This is a genomic window from Pseudomonas fragi (assembly GCF_002269505.1).
Lineage (GTDB): Bacteria > Pseudomonadota > Gammaproteobacteria > Pseudomonadales > Pseudomonadaceae > Aquipseudomonas > Aquipseudomonas fragi_D.
Map to the genome: position 1 here is coordinate 283,628 of NZ_NQKQ01000001.1, position 17,383 is coordinate 301,010.

Consider the following 17,383-nt stretch of genomic DNA (forward strand, 5'->3'; position numbering starts at 1 on the left):
CGAACCATGCAAAACCGTGACGATATTTTCAACACCCTGCGCGACGCACTGGTCGAACTCTTTGAACTGGAACCCGAGCGCGTCACCCTGGATGCCAACCTGTATCAGGATCTGGAGATCGACAGCATCGACGCCGTGGACCTGATCGACCACATCAAGCGCAAGACCGGCAAACGGATCGCCGCTGAAGAATTCAAATCGGTGCGAACCGTCAATGACGTGGTCGAGGCGGTTTACCGTCTGGTTCACGCTGACGCATGAGTCGCCTGATTGGCCTCGGCCTGTTGCTGGCCGGGCTGATGTACCCCTTTGCGGTGTATTTCGGCATGGCTCATTTCGCGCCGTGGCAGTTTGCGTTGTTGTTGGGCAGCCTGTGGCTGGCCCGCGCCCTGACCGGCGAGCGCCGCCCCGGCAGTGTGTGGATGGCGGTAGTTGCACTGGTATTCTGCGCACTGCTGGGGCTGTTCAACAGCCCGGCACTGCTGCGCTGGTACCCGGTGCTGGTCAGCACCTTCATGCTTTGCCTGTTCGGCCTGAGCCTGAAGTTCGGGCCACCGATGATCGAGCGACTGGCACGTTTGCGCGAGCCGATGCTGCCCGACATCGCAATTGGTTACACGCGGCAGGTCACCAAGGTCTGGTGCCTGTTTTTCATGCTCAACGGGTTAATCGCAGCCGCCCTGACGCTGTGGGCGCCGCTGAGCTGGTGGACGTTGTACAACGGCCTGATCGCCTACGGGCTGATGGGGCTGCTGTTTGCCATTGAATGGCTGATACGACAAAAGGTAAGAGGCCGGGCATGAATTGGATAAAACTTGAGCAGCTGTTGCTCAAGGGGTACGCAGATCGCCGGGTCACCGTTGACCCCGAACTGAACCACGACACCCTGCGCGAACAGGCCCTGCGTTTGGCGGGCGGCCTGCAACAGCGCGGCGTGCAGCGCATTGCCGTACACCTTGAAGACGCTGCCGAACTGGCCGTGGCCCTGCTTGGAGCCTGGCGGGCCGGGGTCAGTGTGCTGTTGCCCGCCGACCTGCAAGCGCAAACCCGTCTGCGCTGGGACAGTCAGGTTGACCTGTGGATAACTCAAAACGATGAGTTGCGGGGCATTTTCGCCGCCCCGCTGCCTGCCGCTCAGCTGGATCTGGACCAGTGTCAACTGAGCCTGTGCACCTCGGGTTCCAGCGGCGAGCCCAAACGCATCGATAAAAGCCTGCGCCAGATGGCCAACGAAGTTCAGGCACTGGAGCAACTGTGGGGCGCTGATCTGGGTGATGCGTGCATTATCGCCAGTGTGGCGGCGCAGCACATCTATGGGCTGTTGTTCCGTGTGCTGTGGCCACTGTGCGCAGGTCGCAGCTTTGTACGTACACAACTGGCCTTCCCTGAAGACATGCAACGGGCCAGCCGCGAACACGCTGCTTTTGCCTGGATCGCCAGCCCGGCCTTGCTCAAGCGCATGGCCGACAACCTCGACTGGCCAGCGCTAAGCCCGGTCCGCCGAGTGTTTTCCTCAGGTGGAGCCCTGCCGCAAGAGGCGGCGCAAGCCCTGTACGAACGCTTGGGCCAGTGGCCGACCGAGATCCTCGGCAGCTCGGAAACCGGCGGCATCGCCTGGCGCCAGGGGCAGAACCTGTGGCAGCCCTTTGCCGATGTGCAATTGAGCCAGAGTGAAGACGGCGCCTTGATCATCGCCTCTGCCTACTTGCCCACGGGTCATGTCGAACACACGGCTGATGCGGCCCGCATTGGAGCAGACGGTCGTTTTGAGCTGCTCGGGCGACTGGATCGCATTGTCAAACTGGAAGAAAAGCGCATCTCGCTGCCCATGCTGGAACAGGCCCTGGTCAAGCATGACTGGGTCGCGGAAGCCCGTCTGGGCGTAGTCAGCGAAGGCCGCGCATCGCTGGGCGCCTTGCTGGTGCTCACTGACAGCGGGATGTATGCCCTGCGCGAACAGGGCCGTCGCGCCCTGACCCAAACCCTGCGCCAACACTTGAGCCAACACTGCGAAGCACTGGCCTTGCCGCGTCGCTGGCGTTTACTGCGCCAACTGCCACTCAACAGCCAGGGCAAGCTGCCGCAGTCCCAGGTCGATGCATTACTGCTGGCCGCTCGGCCGAAAACCCCCGAAGTACTGAGCCAGAGCGAAAGTGACGGCCAATGGACGCTGAATCTGTCGATCCCGCCGGATCTGGCGTACTTCAGCGGTCACTTCCCCAAAACCCCGGTACTGCCGGGCGTGGTGCAAGTGGACTGGGCAATGGCACTGGGTCAGCAACTGCTCGACCTGCCGCCGCGTTTTGCTGGGATGGAAGTGCTCAAGTTCCAGCAACTGGTGCGCCCCGGCGACGCCATTGAACTGACCCTGCGTTTTGACCGAGAGCGTAGCAAGTTGCACTTCGCCTACCGCAACGCCACAGCGCCCTGCTCCAGTGGCCGCATCGTGCTGGAGGCCGCCCATGCATAACCCCTGCGCCGTAATCCCGGTGTACAACCACGAAACCGCCGTGCCGGCCGTGGTCGACGCCCTGCTCGCCGCCGGTTTGCCCTGCGTGCTGGTCGACGATGCCAGCAGCCCCGCCTGCGCCGCCGTCCTCGGTGAGCTGGCCCGTGGCGAAAACGTCTTCCTGATCCGCCTTGCCGTCAATCAGGGCAAGGGCGGCGCGGTCATGGCCGGCCTGCGTGAAGCCGCGCAACTGGGCTTCACCCATGCCCTGCAAGTGGATGCCGACGGCCAGCATGACCTGCGCGACGTCGCCACATTCATGCAGGTTTCCCGGCAAAATCCCGAAGCGCTGATCTGCGGTTATCCACAGTACGACGCCAGCGTGCCCAAGGGCCGCCTGTATGCGCGCTACCTGACCCATGTATGGGTGTGGATCAACAGCCTGTCTCTGCAGATTCCCGACTCGATGTGCGGTTTTCGGGTCTACCCGCTGGCACCGACCCTGGCGCTGATCAATTCGGTAAAGCTGGGCAAACGCATGGATTTCGACCCCGAGATTCTGGTGCGCCTGGCGTGGCGCAACCAGCCCATGCGCTGGCTGCCGACCCAGGTCCACTACCCGCAGGACGGCCTGTCGCACTTTCGCCTGTTCCATGACAATGCGCTGATTTCATCGATGCACACCAAGCTGTTTTTCGGCATGTTGATACGCCTGCCGGGCTTTCTGTGGAGGCGCTGCAAAGCATGAGCGAACCTCAGCAGCATTGGGCCGACCACAAGGAGCGCGGCAGCTTCCGGCTGATGAAGCTCACCGCTCTGGGCGTCAAGTTACTCGGTCGACGCGTGCTCAGCCCGGTGCTGTACGCCATCGTGCTGTACTTCTTTTTGTTCGGTGCCCGCGCCCGGCGCAGCATCTGGCTGTATCAGCAGCGGCTGGCCGAGTGGAGCGGCCGGGACGAACTGCGCCCCACCCGCTGGCGGGTGTTCGGGCAATTCATGGCGTTCGCCGATGCCCTGCTCGACAAACTCGACGTATGGAACGGCCGCCTCAAGATCGAAGACATCGAAATCGTCGACCCCGCCCAGTTGCGTAATCAACTGCGCGGCGAGCGCGGGCAAATGCTGGTAGGCGCTCACCTGGGCAACCTTGAGGTTTGCCGTGCGCTCGCCGAACTGGGCGAGCAAGTGACCATGAACGTGCTGGTGCACACCAGGCACGCCGAGCAATTCAACCGCCTGCTGGGCGAAGCCGGCGCCAGCCACTTGCGCCTGATTCAGGTCAGCGAGCTCAACCCGGCGGTCATGCTGCAACTCAACCAGCGCCTGGAGAACGGCGAATGGCTGGCGATTGCCGGTGACCGCGTGCCGCTGCATGGCGGACGCAATGTCGAGGTCGACTTCCTTGGCCATCCGGCGCTCTTTCCACAAGGCCCGTGGCTATTGGCCGGGTTGCTCAAGTGCCCGGTCAACCTGATGTTTTGCCTCAAACATGAAGGGCGTTACCGGGTGATCCTCGAACCCTTCACCGACGCCGTAATCTGGCGGCGCAGCGACCGCGAGCAGGTGATCGCCCATTGGGCCACGCGCTACGCCGAACGCCTGGGGCACTACTGCCTTGAAGCGCCGCAACAATGGTTCAATTTTTACCCATTCTGGAAGACCGATGACGACGCATCCGCATGAGCCAGTAACCTTCGGCCAAACCCCGTTGCGCATTGAAGACGTGCTGGCCCTGGCCAATCGTCAGGCGCCAACCCGGCTGCAGGACGACCCCGACTATCGCGAGCGCATCGCCAAGGGCGCACGTTTTCTCGATTCGCTGCTGGACAAGGAAGGCGTGATCTACGGCGTAACCACCGGCTATGGCGACTCCTGCGTGGTGGCTGTGCCGCTGGAACACGTCGAAGCCTTGCCGCGCCACCTCTACACCTTCCACGGTTGCGGACTGGGCAAGTTGCTCGACGCCCAGGCCACCCGCGCTGTGCTGGCGGCACGCTTGCAGTCGCTGTGCCACGGCGTGTCGGGGGTGCGCATTGAGTTGCTGGAGCGGTTGCAGGCCTTTATTGCCCACGACATCCTGCCCCTGATCCCCGAAGAAGGCTCGGTGGGCGCCAGTGGCGACCTGACGCCACTGTCTTACGTGGCCGCCACCCTGTCGGGCGAGCGCGAAGTGCTGTTCAAGAGCGAGCGCCGCCTTGCCGCAGATGTGCACCGGGAACTGGGCTGGGCACCGCTGGTACTGCGGCCCAAGGAAGCGCTGGCACTGATGAACGGCACCGCCGTAATGACCGGCCTGGCGTGCCTGGCCTATGCCCGCGCCGACTACCTGCTCAAACTGGCCACGCGCATCACCGCCCTCAACGTGGTGGCGCTGCAAGGCAACCCCGAGCACTTTGACGAGCGCCTGTTCGCCGCCAAGCCGCACCCGGGGCAAATGCAGATTGCGGCGTGGATCCGCCAGGACCTCGCCATCGACGCCCCGACCGCGCCGCTGCACCGTCTGCAAGACCGTTACTCGCTGCGTTGTGCGCCCCATGTGCTGGGCGTGCTGGCAGACAGCCTGAACTGGCTGCGCGGCTTTATCGAGATCGAACTCAATAGCGCCAACGACAACCCGATCATCGACGCTGAAGAGGAGCGTGTGCTGCACGGCGGGCACTTCTATGGTGGTCATATCGCCTTTGCGATGGACAGCCTCAAGACCCTGGTCGCCAACGTTGCCGACCTGCTGGACCGCCAGCTCGCCCTGTTGGTGGACGTGCGCTACAACCACGGCCTGCCGAGCAACCTGTCGGGTGCCAGTGCAGAACGGGCCATACTCAACCACGGCTTTAAGGCGGTGCAAATCGGTACCAGCGCCTGGACCGCCGAAGCGTTGAAAAACACCATGCCGGCCAGCGTGTTCTCCCGCTCCACCGAGTGCCACAACCAGGACAAAGTCAGCATGGGCACCATCGCTGCTCGCGATGCGATCCGTGTGCTGGAACTGACCGAGCAAGTCGCCGCAGCCACTTTGCTGGCTGCCAACCAGGGCGTATGGCTGCGCAGCCGTGCCGAAGACGCCCGCCCGCTGCCGCCGGCACTGGCGCACATGCATGCCGAACTGGCCAAGGACTTCCCCCCGGTGGTTGAAGACCGCGCCCTGGAAGCCGAACTGCGCTTGTGCTTGAGCCGTATTGCCCAACAACACTGGAGGCTGCATGCGTAGCAAAGGGGTTTTGCACGTTGATACCGAAGTGTTGGTGCCGTTTTTCGACATCGACACGATGCAGGTGGTGTGGCACGGCCACTACGTCAAATACCTTGAAGTGGCCCGCTGCGCGCTGCTCGACCATATCGGCCACAACTACACCCACATGCTCGATGCCGGCTATGCGTGGCCGGTGATCGACATGCAGTTGCGCTATGTCCGCGGGGCCACGTTTGGCCAGCGGATCAACGTGCGCGCCAGCCTGGTGGAGTGGGAAAACCGCTTGAAGGTCAATTACCTGATTACCGACCTGGCTACCGGCGAACGGTTGACCCGGGCCGTGACCGTGCAAGTGGCCGTCGAGATTGCCAGCAAGGAGATGCAACTAGTCTCGCCCAGGTGCTTTACCGAGGCGGTGGCGAGGGTGCTGGCATGACACTCTTTTTCAGATCAAAAGCCCCTCACCCTAGCCCTCTCCCGGAGGGAGAGGGGACTGACCGAGGCGATCTCAAGCACAACACCAATCAGCACCCTCTCCCTTTGGGAGAGGGTTGGGGTGAGGGCAAAGGCCGCACGCGCATTTGCATTCTGTTCGCTGCATTGTTTGCCTTTTCACCCCTGGCCCACGCCTTCGACCTGCAACAACTCAGCGAGCAGTTGGCCAAACCCCAGGTAATCCACGGTGACTTCATCCAGGAAAAACACCTGCGTGCCCTGCCCAAGCCGCTGACCAGTACCGGTACCTTTGTGCTTGCCAAGAACCACGGCCTGCTCTGGCAACTCAAGACCCCGTTACAGCAGGACTACCGCATCAACGCCCAGGGCATCGCCCGCCGTGACGGCACCCGTTGGCAAATGCTCCCCGGCAAAAGCGCCGGTGCCGAGCAGAACCGTTTGTTTCTCGCCGTGCTGCAAGGCGACAGCAGTGGCCTGCAACGGGACTTCGATCTGCAACTGCAAGGCACACCCGATCACTGGACGTTGACGCTGACCCCACGCTCCCTGCTGCTCAAGCAAGTGTTCAACCAGATCAATATTGAAGGCGGCGAGTTGGTGCAACGCATCGAGCTGCAAGAAGCCCAGGGCGACAGCACGCAGCTGTTGATGCAAAACAGCGTCAGCAATCAACCCTTGAACGAAGCGGAGCAGCACGATTTTGCGCAGTGAACGCTGGTTGCCCCGTGGCTTTTTGATCTTGCTGCTGGTCATGCTGGCACTCGCCGGCTGGCAGTGGCGCCACGGCGCACCGCTGTCGGCCAACCTGATGGATCTGGTGCCCGGTGACTCGCCGGACGCACTGGAGCTAATCGCAGAACAGCGTATGCAAGAGCCGCTGAACCGCGAGATGCTGGTACTGGTCGGCAACGCCGATCGCCAGCAAGCGATTGCCATGGCCCAACAACTGGGCGAGCAATGGCAGGCCAGCGGCCTGTTCGAAAAGGTCCAGTGGACCCTGCAAGCCGATCTTCCAGCCCTGCGCGAGCAGTTGCTGCGCGGGCGCTTGGCGATGCTGTCGGCAGCTGACCGCGCACAGCTGATCGAGCACCCCGATGCCTTTATCCAGCAACGGGTTCAAGCGTTGTTCGACCCCTTCACCGGGTTCAGCCTGGTACCCAGCCAGGATGACTGGCTGGGCCTGACCGGGCGTATTCAGAACAGCCAGCCGCAACGCGGCGCGGTGCAACTGGACATCGGCAGCGGCGCGCTGATCGCCGAAGCTGACGGCAAAAACTGGGTATTGCTGCGCGCCCGGACCCAAGGCAATGCGTTCGATATGAAGCTGGCGCTGAAGGTCGCTAAGCTGCTCGAAAACAGCCGTGCGCAAGCGGCAACACAGGATGTGCAATTGCTCGCCGCCAGCGGCCTGCTCTACGCCGCCAGCGGCCAGCAACAGGCCACGCGGGAAATCACCTGGGTCGGTGGCGGCGCCACTGTGGGTATTCTGTTGCTGTTGTTGCTGGCCTTTCGCCGCTGGCGCGTACTGCTGGCGTTCGTGCCCGTGCTGGTAGGCATGCTGTTTGGCGCCGTGGCCTGTGTCGCGTTCTTTGGCAGCATGCATGTGATGACGCTGGTACTGGGCTCCAGCCTGATCGGCGTGGCGGTGGATTACCCGCTGCATTACCTGTCCAAAAGCTGGAGCCTCAAACCCTGGCGCAGCTGGCCCGCCCTGCGCCTGACCTTGCCGGGGCTGAGCCTGAGCCTTGCCACCAGTTGCATCGGTTATCTGGCACTGGCCTTTACACCTTTTCCAGCGCTGACCCAAATCGCCATATTCTCTGCCGCTGGCCTGGTCGGCGCCTACTTGAGCGCGGTCTGCCTGCTGCCTGCCCTGCTCAAGGGCGTGGATCTGCGCCCAGCGCAATGGCCGCTGCGTGTCGCGCAAACCCTGCTGGCGGTGCGTGAGGCGCTGCTGAAGAAAATCCCGACTCCCGCATTGCTGGCGCTGCTATTGGCGTTTTGTGCCGCCGGTGTGTGGCAACTGACCAGCAAAAATGACATTCGCCAATGGGTCAGCGCGCCTCCACAACTGCTGACCGAAGCCCAGGCCATTGCCCGGATCACCGGCTATCAGCCCACCAGCCAGTTCTTCCTGGTACGCGCCGACAACGAACAGCAATTGCTGGAGCGGCAAAGCGCCCTCAGCGAGCGCCTGGAGCAGTTGATCGGGCTGGGCAAACTGCAGGGCTTTCTGGCCCTCGACCAGTTGGTCAGCCTGCCCGCTGAGCAAGAGCAATTGCGCGCAGCCCTCAGCGCCTTGCCACAGCATTGGCAGCCGCTGCTGGCGCTCGGCGTGCCCGAAAGCGCCTTGCAAAACGAACTGGCGCAACTGCAGGCCTTGCCCGAGCAGTCCATCGATGCCGCCCTGAGCGGCCCGCTGGCCGAACCATGGCGCCCGTTGTGGCTGGGCAAAAACCCTGAAGGCGTAGCCGCAATGGTCAGCCTGCAAGGTTTGAGCAACGCCAGCCTGCTGCGGGTACAAGCCCTGGACTTGCCCGGGGTGAAACTGGTGGATCGCCTGGGTGACTTGAACAACCTGTTCGCCGCCACACAAATCAGCGCCGCCGAGTTGAAGCTGTTGTCCTGTGTTCTGATCGTGTTGCTGTTGATTGCACCGTTTGGTTTTGGCGGGGCGCTGCGCATTGTCGCGCTGCCGTTGCTCGCCGCCCTGTGCAGCCTCGCCAGTCTTGGCTGGCTGGGTCAGCCGCTGACCTTGTTCAGCCTGTTCGGTTTGTTGCTGGTGACCGCCATCAGCGTCGATTACGCAATCCTCATGCGCGAGCAAATCGGCGGTGCCGCCGTCAGCCTGCTCGGCACTTTGCTCGCAGCGCTGACCACCTGGCTGTCGTTTGGCCTGTTGGCCGTGTCGGGCACGCCTGCGGTGAGCAACTTCGGCCTGTCGGTAAGCCTGGGGCTGGCGTTCAGCTTTATCCTGGCCCCGTGGGCGGGCAAGCAGGAGCACAAGGCATGCTGACCGGGCTGTTCTGGCTGCTGGCACTGGCCCTGTTTGCCGTGGCAACCCGCGTGGGTCGGCATTTTCGCATGATCCCGATTGTCAGCCAGTTGCTGTTGGCGTCCATCGGCTTACCGTTGCTGATGCTGTTCTGGGTCGAGCCGCACTGGCAGCTCAGCGGTGCACAACTGGTGGCGCCGGTCTGGCTCAAAAGCCTCTACAGCCTGAGCTTCGCCCTGTTACTGGGGACGATTTTGAGCGATGTGATCGATCTGCGTCTCGATCGCCAGAGCCTGAAAATCGCTCTGCCCAGCTTTCTCGTGCCGTTCGCCTGCGGAGTGGCCTGTGCGGTATGGCTGCTACCGGCACAACCGTGGATCAGTTCACTGGCCATCGGACTGGTGTTTGCCATCACCGCCATCCCGGTGCTGTACCTGTACCTGCGTCATATCGACTACCCGCCTGCCGCCACACGCCGTCTGGTGCAAAGTGCAATCGTGATCGACCTGACCTGCTGGAGCCTGTTTGGCCTGGCCCAAGGCAGCCTGGACCTGAGCAGCCTGCTGTTGCCGCTGGCCGCAGCCCTGGTGCCCTTGCTATTGCGCGCCCTGCGGATTCGTCAGCCGCTGTGCTACAGCCTGAGCTTTTTTGCGCTGCTGGTGGTGGCCGAACATTACCGCTTCAATGCGCTGATTTTCGGCGTCGGCTATCTGCTCTGCATGGCTTGGCTCAAGGTCGCGCTGGTCATGCCGTTAAACGCTGCATGGCTGGAACGTTTGCAAACCACCCTGGCGATCCCGCTGATCCTCACCTTCGGCATTGTGCAGATCGATGTGCACAGCGCCCTGAGCGAAATCAGCCTGCTGCAACTGAGTGCACTTTTACTGCTGCCGATGCTCAGCAAACTGCTGGGCAACTGGCTCGGGCTGAGTTGGGCTACACCGTCGTTCGCTGGCGCCAGCAAATGGCGAGAAAGCCTGTTACTGAATATTCGCGGCTTGAGCGAGATCGTCTTTCTCAACCTGCTGCTGCAACAACAGCTGATCAGCCCTGCGCTGTACTTCGCGCTGATGCTGATGAGCCTGGTCGCCACGCTGTTACCGGCGCTGGCGGGCATGAGTAAACCCCCTTTGAAGTCTGCCGTAGTACCCGGCAAGGAGCGCCTGTGTCAGGAATAGAAATGGAACGTCGCCAGGTCGTGGTGATCGGTGCAGGGCCGTCCGGCGCCATCGCCTCGGCCTTGCTCAAACGCAAGGGCCACGATGTGTTGATCATCGAGCGCCAGCACTTCCCGCGTTTTTCGATTGGCGAAAGCCTGCTCTCGCATTGCATCGACTTCATCGAAGAAGCGGGCATGCTGGACGCGGTACAAGCCGCCGGCTTCCAGTTGAAAAACGGCGCGGCTTTCGCCTGGGGCGAGCAATACAGCGCCTTCGATTTTGGTGAAACGTTCAGCAACGGTAAACCCACGACCTTTCAGGTCCAACGTGCTGATTTCGACAAGCTACTGGCCGATCAGGCGGCGTTGCAGGGCGTCGAGATCCGTTACGGCGAAACCGTAATTGCCACGGATGTAGAGCGGGCCAAACCACTGCTGGAAGTTGAGCGCGAAGACGGCAGCCGCTATCAGCTTGAAGCCGAGTTCATTCTCGACGCCAGCGGTTATGGGCGCGTCCTGCCGCGTTTGCTCGACCTGGAAGCACCGTCGAACTTTCCGCTGCGCCAGGCGGTGTTTACCCACGTTGAAGACCGCATTGATTGCGAGCGCTTTGATCGCAACAAAATCCTTGTCACCACCCACCCGACCCGGCGCGACATCTGGTTCTGGAGCATCCCGTTCAGCAATGGCCGCACATCGGTGGGCGTGGTGGCGGCGGCAGACCATTTCGCAGGTCGCAGCGAAAACCTCGACCAGTGCCTGCGTAGCTTTATCGATGAAACCCCCAGCCTGCAACGCGTGCTGGCCAACGCTGTATGGGACACCCCGGCCCGCACCCTGGGCGGCTACTCGGCCAACGTCAAAACCCTGCATGGCCCCGGCTTTGCACTGTTGGGCAACGCCGCCGAGTTCCTCGATCCGGTGTTCTCCTCGGGCGTAACCATCGCCATGCGTTCAGCGAGCATGGCGGCGGGCGTGTTGCACCGCCAATTGCAAGGCGAAACGGTGAACTGGCAAAGCGAGTTTGCCGAACCGCTCAAGCGCGGGGTCGACACCTTCCGCTGCTACGTCGAAGGCTGGTACGCCGGTACCTTCCAGGACGTGATCTTCCACCCCGGCAGCCAGCCACATATTCGCAGCATGATCTGCTCTATCCTGGCGGGCTATGCCTGGGATGAAAACAACCCCTTTGTCAGCGAATCCAGGCGCCGTTTGCGCATGCTGTCGGATGTCTGTGCCACGGAGCCCGCATGAAACCTCTGAGCGATACCTACGTTGAAGAAACCCGCATCGGGTTCTGGTTCTTGCGCAGCCACACCTGGCAGCACCATGTGCTGCGGGTGGCCATCAATGACCTGCGCAGCCTGTTCAGTGAAGCGCTGCCAGCCGCACCGGTGATCCTCGATGCCGGCTGTGGCCAGGGCAAATCGTTCCAGTACCTGTACAAAACCTTCGCCCCGCAGCGCCTGATTGGCCTGGATGCCGACCCCCTGAGCCTGCAATTGAGCGGCCAGGAGGCTCAGCGCCAGGGCTTTGATGTGGAGCTGATCGGCAGCGATTGCGCCGAACTTGATGTGCCGGATGCCAGCGTCGACATCCTGTTCTGCCACCAGACTTTCCACCACCTGGTACAACAGGACCGGGCGCTGGCCGAGTTTTACCGGGTGCTCAAGCCCGGTGGTTACTTGCTGTTTGCCGAGTCTACCGAAGCCTATATCGATACCTGGGTGATCCGCTGGTTGTTCCGCCACCCTATGCACGTGCAGAAAAGCGCGGCGCAATACCTGGAAATGATCCGCGACCAGGGCTTTGAATTCGAGTCGAAAAACGTCTCGTATCCCTACCTGTGGTGGAGCCGCTCCAAGGACTTCGGCCTGCTGGAGCGGGTTGGCCTGTTCAAGCCAAAACCGGTCGGCCAACGCGAAGAAACCCTGGTCAACGTCGTGGCACGCAAGCCCCTGACTCCTGTGGGAGCGGGTTTGCCCGCGATAGGATCGCTGCGGTGAATCATTCGAACCGAGTTGCCTGTATCGCGAGCAAGCCCGCTTCCACACGGATAATGTTTGTGTGGCTATTGATGTGCATGCTGCTCAGTAGCTGCACCAGCTTGCCGCTGCCCAGGAAAATGCCAACCCTGGCCTTGCCGATGCAATTGCATATCCAGCGCGAACAGGCCGATCAGCGTCAGGACTGGTTGCTGGTGATCCAGCAACAAGACACCGCGTTGCGCTGGTCCCTGATGGACCCGCTGGGCATTCCGCTGGCGCGCCAGTTGCTTCAGGACGGCACCTGGCATGCCGACGGTCTGTTACCGCCCAACCCCGAAGCCCGCGAGCTATTCGCCGCGCTATTGTTTGCACTCACACCGGCAACTGAGCTGGCGGATAATTATCCACAGGCCAAAACGGCGCCTGACATGCGGTTCATGGAACAGCGCTGGCAAGTGCACTACCCGCAACCCGAGGTATTTCGCATCGATATGAAGGGCGATCTGCATTACACCGTCAGCCCTCTGGCAAGCACGCCATGACGGCTTATCTGAATGCCTTGGGGCTGGTGTGTTCGCTCGGCAGCGGCAAACAAGCAGTCGCCCGCAAACTGTTTGCCGGGGACTGCTCAGGCATGCAGCGGCAAAGCGGCTGGGTGCCCGAGCGTGCCCTGACCATTGGTGCGGTACACGGTGAGCTGGCCGCAATCCCGGCCGGGCTCCAGCAGCAAGGCAGCCGCAATAACCAGTTATTGCTGCAAGCCGCGTTGCAGATCCAGAACGAAATAGATCAGGCGATTCAGACCTTCGGCCGCGACCGCATCGCCATCGTGCTGGGCACCAGCACCTCTGGCATTGATGAGGCCAGCCAGGGCATTGCCCACTATCTGCAGCATCAACAGTTCCCCGCTGATTACACCTATCAGCAACAAGAATTGAGCGCACCGGCCACCTTCCTGGCCGACTGGCTGGACATCAGTGGCCCGGCCTATGTGATATCCACCGCCTGCACCTCCAGCGCCCGCGCCCTGATGAGCGCGCAACGGCTGCTGGACATGAACCTGTGCGACGTGGTGCTGTGCGGCGGCGTCGACACACTGTGCAAATTGACGCTCAACGGCTTTTCGGCACTGGAAGCCGTGTCGCAAGAGCGCTGCAATCCCTTTTCGGTGAACCGCCACGGCATCAATATCGGCGAAGCAGCGGTGCTCTTTGTGATGAGTCGGCAACCTGCCGCTGACCACGCCATCGCATTGCTCGGCGCGGGGGCCAGCAGCGATGCACACCATATTTCCGCCCCAGAGCCTGGCGGGCGCGGCGCCGTTCAAGCCATGCAACGAGCCCTGCACCGCGCAGGCCTGCAAGCGGACCAAATCGGCTACCTGAACCTGCACGGCACCGCCACCCAGCACAACGATGCGATGGAAAGCCACGCCGTGGCCCAGGTATTCCCCGATGGCGTACCGTGTTCGTCGACCAAACCCATGACCGGCCACACCTTGGGTGCAGCTGGCGCGCTGGAAGCTGCCTTCTGCTGGCTGAGCCTGAACCACGACGGTGCCTTGGCGCCCCACGTCTGGGACGGCCACGGCGACCCGGCGCTGCCTGCCCTGAACTGGGTAACCGCTGGCCAGACCCTCGCCCCCGCCCCACAACGCTGCCTGATGAGCAACTCGTTTGCCTTCGGCGGCAATAACGTCAGCCTGATTATCGGAGAGGCCCCATGATTGACTGGCCACTCGCCGAATTGCTGCCCCACGCTGGAGACATGATCCTGATCGATCAGATCCTGGCGTTTGATGAAGAGCAGATCGAAACCCGCCTGAGCGTCAAAGCCGGCGGCCTGTTCAACCGCGAAGACGGCAGCCTGCCCGCCTGGGTAGGCATTGAGTTGATGGCGCAAAGTGTCGCGGCCTACGCCGGTTGCCGCGCCCGCCTGGAGGGACGCGCCGTGGCACTGGGCTTTTTGCTCGGCACACGTAAATTTGAATGCAACGTCGAACATTTCCCGCTCGGCGCGCAGCTACATATCCACGCCCTGCGCTCTCTGGAAGACGACAACGGCATGGGCGTGTTCGAGTGTCACCTCACCGGCCCCGGCATTCATGCCAGCGCCCGCCTGAACGTGTTCCGCCCGCCCCAGGCTGACACCTACCTTGCTCAAACACCCCGGGAGACCCGCCATGACTGAGTCCATTCTGGTCACAGGTTCCAGCCGTGGCATTGGCCGCGCCATCGCCTTGCGCCTGGCCCATGCCGGTTTTGATCTGGTGCTGCATTGCCGTAGCGGCCGCAGCGAAGCCGATGCCGTCATGGCCGAAGTACACGCCTTGGGTCGCAGTGCCCGGGTGTTGCAATTCGACGTATCGGAGCGCGCCCAATGCAAAGCCATCCTGGAAGCCGACGTTGAGACTCACGGCGCCTATTACGGCGTAGTGCTCAACGCCGGTCTGACTCGCGACGGGGCCTTCCCGGCGCTGAGCGAAGACGATTGGGACGTGGTGATGCGTACCAACCTCGACGGCTTTTACAACGTGCTGCACCCGGTGATGATGCCGATGATCCGCCGCCGCGCAGCCGGACGCATTGTCTGTATCACCTCGGTTTCGGGGCTGATCGGCAACCGCGGGCAAGTCAATTACAGCGCCTCCAAGGCCGGCTTGATCGGCGCCGCCAAGGCTCTGGCCATCGAGCTGGGCAAACGAAAAATCAGCGTCAACTGCGTCGCGCCAGGGCTGATCGACACCGCCATGCTTGACGAAAACGTACCGGTAGAAGAACTGATGAAAATGATCCCCGCCCAACGCATGGGCACCCCGGAAGAAGTCGCGGGGGCGGTCAACTTTTTGATGTCGGCCGAAGCAGGCTACATCACCCGCCAGGTACTGGCCGTCAACGGGGGGTTGTGCTGATGAAACGCGTCGTTGTCACCGGCATGGCCGGTATCACCTCACTGGGCAGTGACTGGGCCAGCATCGAGGCCAATTTTGTGGCCGGGCGCAGCGGCATCCGGCGCATGGACGAGTGGGACCGCTTCACCGAACTCAACACTCGTCTGGCTGGCCCGATCGATGATTTTGCCGTGCCCGCCCACTGGACCCGCAAGCAACTGCGCAGTATGGGCCGCGTGTCGCGCCTGGCCGTCGGCGCTGCAGAACAGGCCTTGCAGGACGCCGGCCTGCTCGGCAACCCGATCATTCGCGATGGCCGCATGGGCGTGGCCTGCGGTTCATCCACCGGCAGCACCGACGAGATCAAGGCGTTCGGCAATATGCTGCTCAACTCGGTGGCAGACGGCCTGAATGCCAACAGCTACGTACGGATGATGCCGCACACTACGGCGGCCAATATCAGCATTTTCTTTGGCCTGACCGGGCGCCTGATCCCGACCTCCAGTGCCTGCACCAGCGGCAGCCAGGGCATCGGCTATGCCTACGAGGCCATCAAGTTCGGCCGCCTGCCGCTGATGCTCGCCGGCGGCGCCGAAGAACTGTGCCCAACCGAAGCGATGGTGTTTGACGCGCTGTACGCCACCAGCCTGAAAAACGACGCCCCGCACACCAGCCCACGCCCCTACGACAACGGTCGTGATGGCCTGGTGATCGGTGAAGGCGGTGGCATGCTGGTGCTTGAAGAGCTGGAGCACGCCCTGGCCCGTGGCGCGCACATTCATGCGGAGATCGTCGGTTTTGGCAGCAATGCCGACGGCCAGCACACCACCCGCCCGGAAGTCGGCACCATGCGCCGGGCCATGGAACTGGCACTGGAAGATGCAGGCATTGGCGCGGATGCCATCGGCTATGTAAATGGCCACGGCACTGCTACCGAACAGGGCGACATCGCCGAGACCCTGGCCACCAGCGAGCTGTTCGGCAAACACATGCCCATCAGCTCGCAGAAGAGCTTTTTAGGCCACACCCTGGGTGCCTGCGGGGCGCTGGAGTCCTGGTTCAGCATCGAGATGATGAACCTTGACCGCTATGTACCCACGCTCAACCTCGATGAAGTCGACCCCCGCTGCGGTGAACTCGACTACCTGCGCGGCGAGTTTCGCGTCATGCATAACGACTACGTGATGAACAACAACTTTGCCTTCGGCGGGGTCAACACATCGTTGATCTTCCGTCGTTGGTCCTGAGATTTCTGGAGCCCACGCAATGACTTACCTGCTGCGCATCACCCTGATTGCACTGGCCCTGCTGACCACCGTGTCCTGCACCAGCAAACGCATGCTGACCCCCGATCGCACGTTGCACGCCTCGATCCACAGTGACCGGGCGCAGATGCAGCAAGCCATCGTCAAGGCGCTGGTAGGGCGTGGCTGGACGGTGCAAAAAATCACCCCGCAGCTGGTGCAGGCGCAGATCACCGTGCGTGGGCAATACCACGCCGAAATCGACATTCCGTACAGCGCCGACCACTACCGTATTCAGTACCGCGACAGCAGCGGCCTGGACTACAAGGACGGCAAGATCCACAAAAACTACATTCGCTGGGTCCGCCTGCTAGACCGCGATATCGTGCGCGACCTCAAGGACAACCAGAACGAAAGCACGGCCAAACAGCTGTCTGAAGCGGCGCTGGTAAAACCGTTGTAACTCTGCATTTTTCATCGTCAAGGAGACTACCCCCATGCACTTCAAAACCCTGGCTGCTGCCACCACGATGCTGCTCTGCACCCTGCCGAGCGTGAGCCAGGCCCGTGACAGCGCGCTGTACCTGCCGTTTGATCAGGTCGTCAACGAAGCCATCAGCTCCGGCAAGATCGACGGCAGCGTCAAGTTCTACCTGGCGGGTAATACGCCGCACGGCAAGGTCTCGGTGCTCAGCCCCGGCGCCGTGACCAACAAAAAGACCAATGCGTTTAACAAGACCGATTACGAAGCCTGCTCCTGGGCGCTGCAATCGGCGCTGATCACCCTGCATGAAGCGGCGAAAAAAGTCGGCGCCAATGCGGTGACCGATATCGCCAGCTTCTACAAACGCAACGAACGCAAAGACCCGAAAACCTACGAGTGCCACGCCGGTGCAGTGATCGCAGGTGTCGCCTTGAAGGGAGATTTGTCGAAGGTGAATTGAAAGCCGCAGTAATGGCTTGACCCCAGACATGACAAAGGCGCCTTTCGGCGCCTTATTCACAAACAGAC

19 protein-coding genes are annotated in these 17,383 nt (G+C 62.0%); all 19 read left to right on the forward strand.

The genetic code is table 11. From position 1 onward, the window contains the following. Positions 1-6: 6 nt before the first annotated feature. The 19 genes from CJU81_RS01165 to CJU81_RS01255 all read left to right on the forward strand — a co-directional run bounded on the left by CJU81_RS01165 (position 7) and on the right by CJU81_RS01255 (position 17,315). Positions 7-261, forward strand: a complete 255-nt coding sequence (locus CJU81_RS01165; protein ID WP_086799180.1) for an acyl carrier protein — start codon at positions 7-9, stop codon at positions 259-261. Next, positions 258-803 carry a hypothetical protein gene (locus tag CJU81_RS01170; protein ID WP_095035182.1) on the forward strand — a complete coding sequence of 182 codons (546 nt, stop codon included), beginning with the start codon at positions 258-260 and terminating at the stop codon, positions 801-803. The genes CJU81_RS01165 and CJU81_RS01170 overlap by 4 nt, the downstream gene beginning before the upstream one ends. Next, positions 800-2,470 (forward strand): AMP-binding protein, encoded by a 1,671-nt coding sequence (locus CJU81_RS01175; RefSeq protein WP_095035183.1) that lies wholly within the window; start codon positions 800-802, stop codon positions 2,468-2,470. Before CJU81_RS01170 ends, CJU81_RS01175 begins: the two co-directional genes overlap by 4 nt. After that, entirely contained in the window at positions 2,463-3,197 is a 735-nt protein-coding gene (locus CJU81_RS01180; protein WP_095035184.1) for a glycosyltransferase family 2 protein, read from the forward strand. Before CJU81_RS01175 ends, CJU81_RS01180 begins: the two co-directional genes overlap by 8 nt. Beyond that, a complete protein-coding gene (locus CJU81_RS01185) occupies positions 3,194-4,132 on the forward strand; it encodes an LpxL/LpxP family acyltransferase (protein WP_095035185.1) in 939 nt (312 codons plus the stop codon). The genes CJU81_RS01180 and CJU81_RS01185 overlap by 4 nt, the downstream gene beginning before the upstream one ends. Further along, positions 4,113-5,657 (forward strand): HAL/PAL/TAL family ammonia-lyase, encoded by a 1,545-nt coding sequence (locus CJU81_RS01190; RefSeq protein ID WP_095035186.1) that lies wholly within the window; start codon positions 4,113-4,115, stop codon positions 5,655-5,657. The genes CJU81_RS01185 and CJU81_RS01190 overlap by 20 nt, the downstream gene beginning before the upstream one ends. After that, positions 5,650-6,075: an acyl-CoA thioesterase gene (locus CJU81_RS01195; protein ID WP_095035187.1), complete on the forward strand. Its 426-nt coding sequence runs from the start codon at positions 5,650-5,652 to the stop codon at positions 6,073-6,075. Before CJU81_RS01190 ends, CJU81_RS01195 begins: the two co-directional genes overlap by 8 nt. Positions 6,076-6,218: 143 nt before the next feature. Further along, positions 6,219-6,806: an outer membrane lipoprotein carrier protein LolA gene (locus tag CJU81_RS01200; protein WP_254924755.1), complete on the forward strand. Its 588-nt coding sequence runs from the start codon at positions 6,219-6,221 to the stop codon at positions 6,804-6,806. Beyond that, positions 6,796-9,111, forward strand: a complete 2,316-nt coding sequence (locus CJU81_RS01205; protein WP_095035188.1) for an MMPL family transporter — start codon at positions 6,796-6,798, stop codon at positions 9,109-9,111. Before CJU81_RS01200 ends, CJU81_RS01205 begins: the two co-directional genes overlap by 11 nt. After that, complete coding sequence (locus CJU81_RS01210; RefSeq protein WP_095035189.1) at positions 9,105-10,268, forward strand: sodium:proton antiporter; 1,164 nt, start codon at positions 9,105-9,107, stop codon at positions 10,266-10,268. Before CJU81_RS01205 ends, CJU81_RS01210 begins: the two co-directional genes overlap by 7 nt. A 2-nt stretch (positions 10,269-10,270) precedes the next feature. Next, positions 10,271-11,503: an NAD(P)/FAD-dependent oxidoreductase gene (locus CJU81_RS01215; protein ID WP_441007394.1), complete on the forward strand. Its 1,233-nt coding sequence runs from the start codon at positions 10,271-10,273 to the stop codon at positions 11,501-11,503. Further along, a complete protein-coding gene (locus CJU81_RS01220; RefSeq protein ID WP_095035191.1) occupies positions 11,500-12,255 on the forward strand; it encodes a class I SAM-dependent methyltransferase in 756 nt (251 codons plus the stop codon). Before CJU81_RS01215 ends, CJU81_RS01220 begins: the two co-directional genes overlap by 4 nt. A gap of 53 nt (positions 12,256-12,308) precedes the next feature. Further along, positions 12,309-12,779 carry a DUF3261 domain-containing protein gene (locus CJU81_RS01225; RefSeq protein ID WP_095035192.1) on the forward strand — a complete coding sequence of 157 codons (471 nt, stop codon included), beginning with the start codon at positions 12,309-12,311 and terminating at the stop codon, positions 12,777-12,779. Continuing rightward, positions 12,776-13,963 carry a beta-ketoacyl-[acyl-carrier-protein] synthase family protein gene (locus CJU81_RS01230; protein ID WP_095035193.1) on the forward strand — a complete coding sequence of 396 codons (1,188 nt, stop codon included), beginning with the start codon at positions 12,776-12,778 and terminating at the stop codon, positions 13,961-13,963. Before CJU81_RS01225 ends, CJU81_RS01230 begins: the two co-directional genes overlap by 4 nt. Continuing rightward, on the forward strand, positions 13,960-14,427 hold the full coding sequence (locus CJU81_RS01235; RefSeq protein WP_095035194.1) for an ApeP family dehydratase: 468 nt from the start codon (positions 13,960-13,962) through the stop codon (positions 14,425-14,427). The genes CJU81_RS01230 and CJU81_RS01235 overlap by 4 nt, the downstream gene beginning before the upstream one ends. Beyond that, the gene (gene fabG / locus CJU81_RS01240) at positions 14,420-15,148 is read left to right on the forward strand and encodes a 3-oxoacyl-ACP reductase FabG (protein WP_095035195.1); all 729 of its coding nucleotides are present in this window, start codon (positions 14,420-14,422) and stop codon (positions 15,146-15,148) included. Before CJU81_RS01235 ends, fabG begins: the two co-directional genes overlap by 8 nt. Next, positions 15,148-16,374, forward strand: a complete 1,227-nt coding sequence (locus CJU81_RS01245; RefSeq protein ID WP_095035196.1) for a beta-ketoacyl-ACP synthase — start codon at positions 15,148-15,150, stop codon at positions 16,372-16,374. The genes fabG and CJU81_RS01245 overlap by 1 nt, the downstream gene beginning before the upstream one ends. A 19-nt stretch (positions 16,375-16,393) precedes the next feature. Further along, entirely contained in the window at positions 16,394-16,834 is a 441-nt protein-coding gene (locus CJU81_RS01250; protein WP_095035197.1) for a hypothetical protein, read from the forward strand. Positions 16,835-16,868: 34 nt separating this feature from the next. Beyond that, the gene (locus CJU81_RS01255) at positions 16,869-17,315 is read left to right on the forward strand and encodes an excinuclease (RefSeq protein ID WP_095035198.1); all 447 of its coding nucleotides are present in this window, start codon (positions 16,869-16,871) and stop codon (positions 17,313-17,315) included. Positions 17,316-17,383: the final 68 nt, after the last annotated feature.

Excerpts from the sequence above, each read along its gene's own strand:
- CJU81_RS01165 (WP_086799180.1), top strand. The coding sequence starts at position 7 with ATGCAAAACCGTGACGATATTTTCAACACCCTGCGCGACGCACTGGTC.
- CJU81_RS01170 (WP_095035182.1), top strand. The coding sequence starts at position 258 with ATGAGTCGCCTGATTGGCCTCGGCCTGTTGCTGGCCGGGCTGATGTAC.
- CJU81_RS01175 (WP_095035183.1), top strand. The coding sequence starts at position 800 with ATGAATTGGATAAAACTTGAGCAGCTGTTGCTCAAGGGGTACGCAGAT.
- CJU81_RS01180 (WP_095035184.1), top strand. The coding sequence starts at position 2,463 with ATGCATAACCCCTGCGCCGTAATCCCGGTGTACAACCACGAAACCGCC.
- CJU81_RS01185 (WP_095035185.1), top strand. The coding sequence starts at position 3,194 with ATGAGCGAACCTCAGCAGCATTGGGCCGACCACAAGGAGCGCGGCAGC.
- CJU81_RS01190 (WP_095035186.1), top strand. The coding sequence starts at position 4,113 with ATGACGACGCATCCGCATGAGCCAGTAACCTTCGGCCAAACCCCGTTG.
- CJU81_RS01195 (WP_095035187.1), top strand. The coding sequence starts at position 5,650 with ATGCGTAGCAAAGGGGTTTTGCACGTTGATACCGAAGTGTTGGTGCCG.
- CJU81_RS01210 (WP_095035189.1), top strand. The coding sequence starts at position 9,105 with ATGCTGACCGGGCTGTTCTGGCTGCTGGCACTGGCCCTGTTTGCCGTG.
- CJU81_RS01215 (WP_441007394.1), top strand. The coding sequence starts at position 10,271 with ATGGAACGTCGCCAGGTCGTGGTGATCGGTGCAGGGCCGTCCGGCGCC.
- CJU81_RS01220 (WP_095035191.1), top strand. The coding sequence starts at position 11,500 with ATGAAACCTCTGAGCGATACCTACGTTGAAGAAACCCGCATCGGGTTC.
- CJU81_RS01225 (WP_095035192.1), top strand. The coding sequence starts at position 12,309 with ATGTTTGTGTGGCTATTGATGTGCATGCTGCTCAGTAGCTGCACCAGC.
- CJU81_RS01230 (WP_095035193.1), top strand. The coding sequence starts at position 12,776 with ATGACGGCTTATCTGAATGCCTTGGGGCTGGTGTGTTCGCTCGGCAGC.
- CJU81_RS01235 (WP_095035194.1), top strand. The coding sequence starts at position 13,960 with ATGATTGACTGGCCACTCGCCGAATTGCTGCCCCACGCTGGAGACATG.
- fabG (WP_095035195.1), top strand. The coding sequence starts at position 14,420 with ATGACTGAGTCCATTCTGGTCACAGGTTCCAGCCGTGGCATTGGCCGC.
- CJU81_RS01245 (WP_095035196.1), top strand. The coding sequence starts at position 15,148 with ATGAAACGCGTCGTTGTCACCGGCATGGCCGGTATCACCTCACTGGGC.
- CJU81_RS01250 (WP_095035197.1), top strand. The coding sequence starts at position 16,394 with ATGACTTACCTGCTGCGCATCACCCTGATTGCACTGGCCCTGCTGACC.
- CJU81_RS01255 (WP_095035198.1), top strand. The coding sequence starts at position 16,869 with ATGCACTTCAAAACCCTGGCTGCTGCCACCACGATGCTGCTCTGCACC.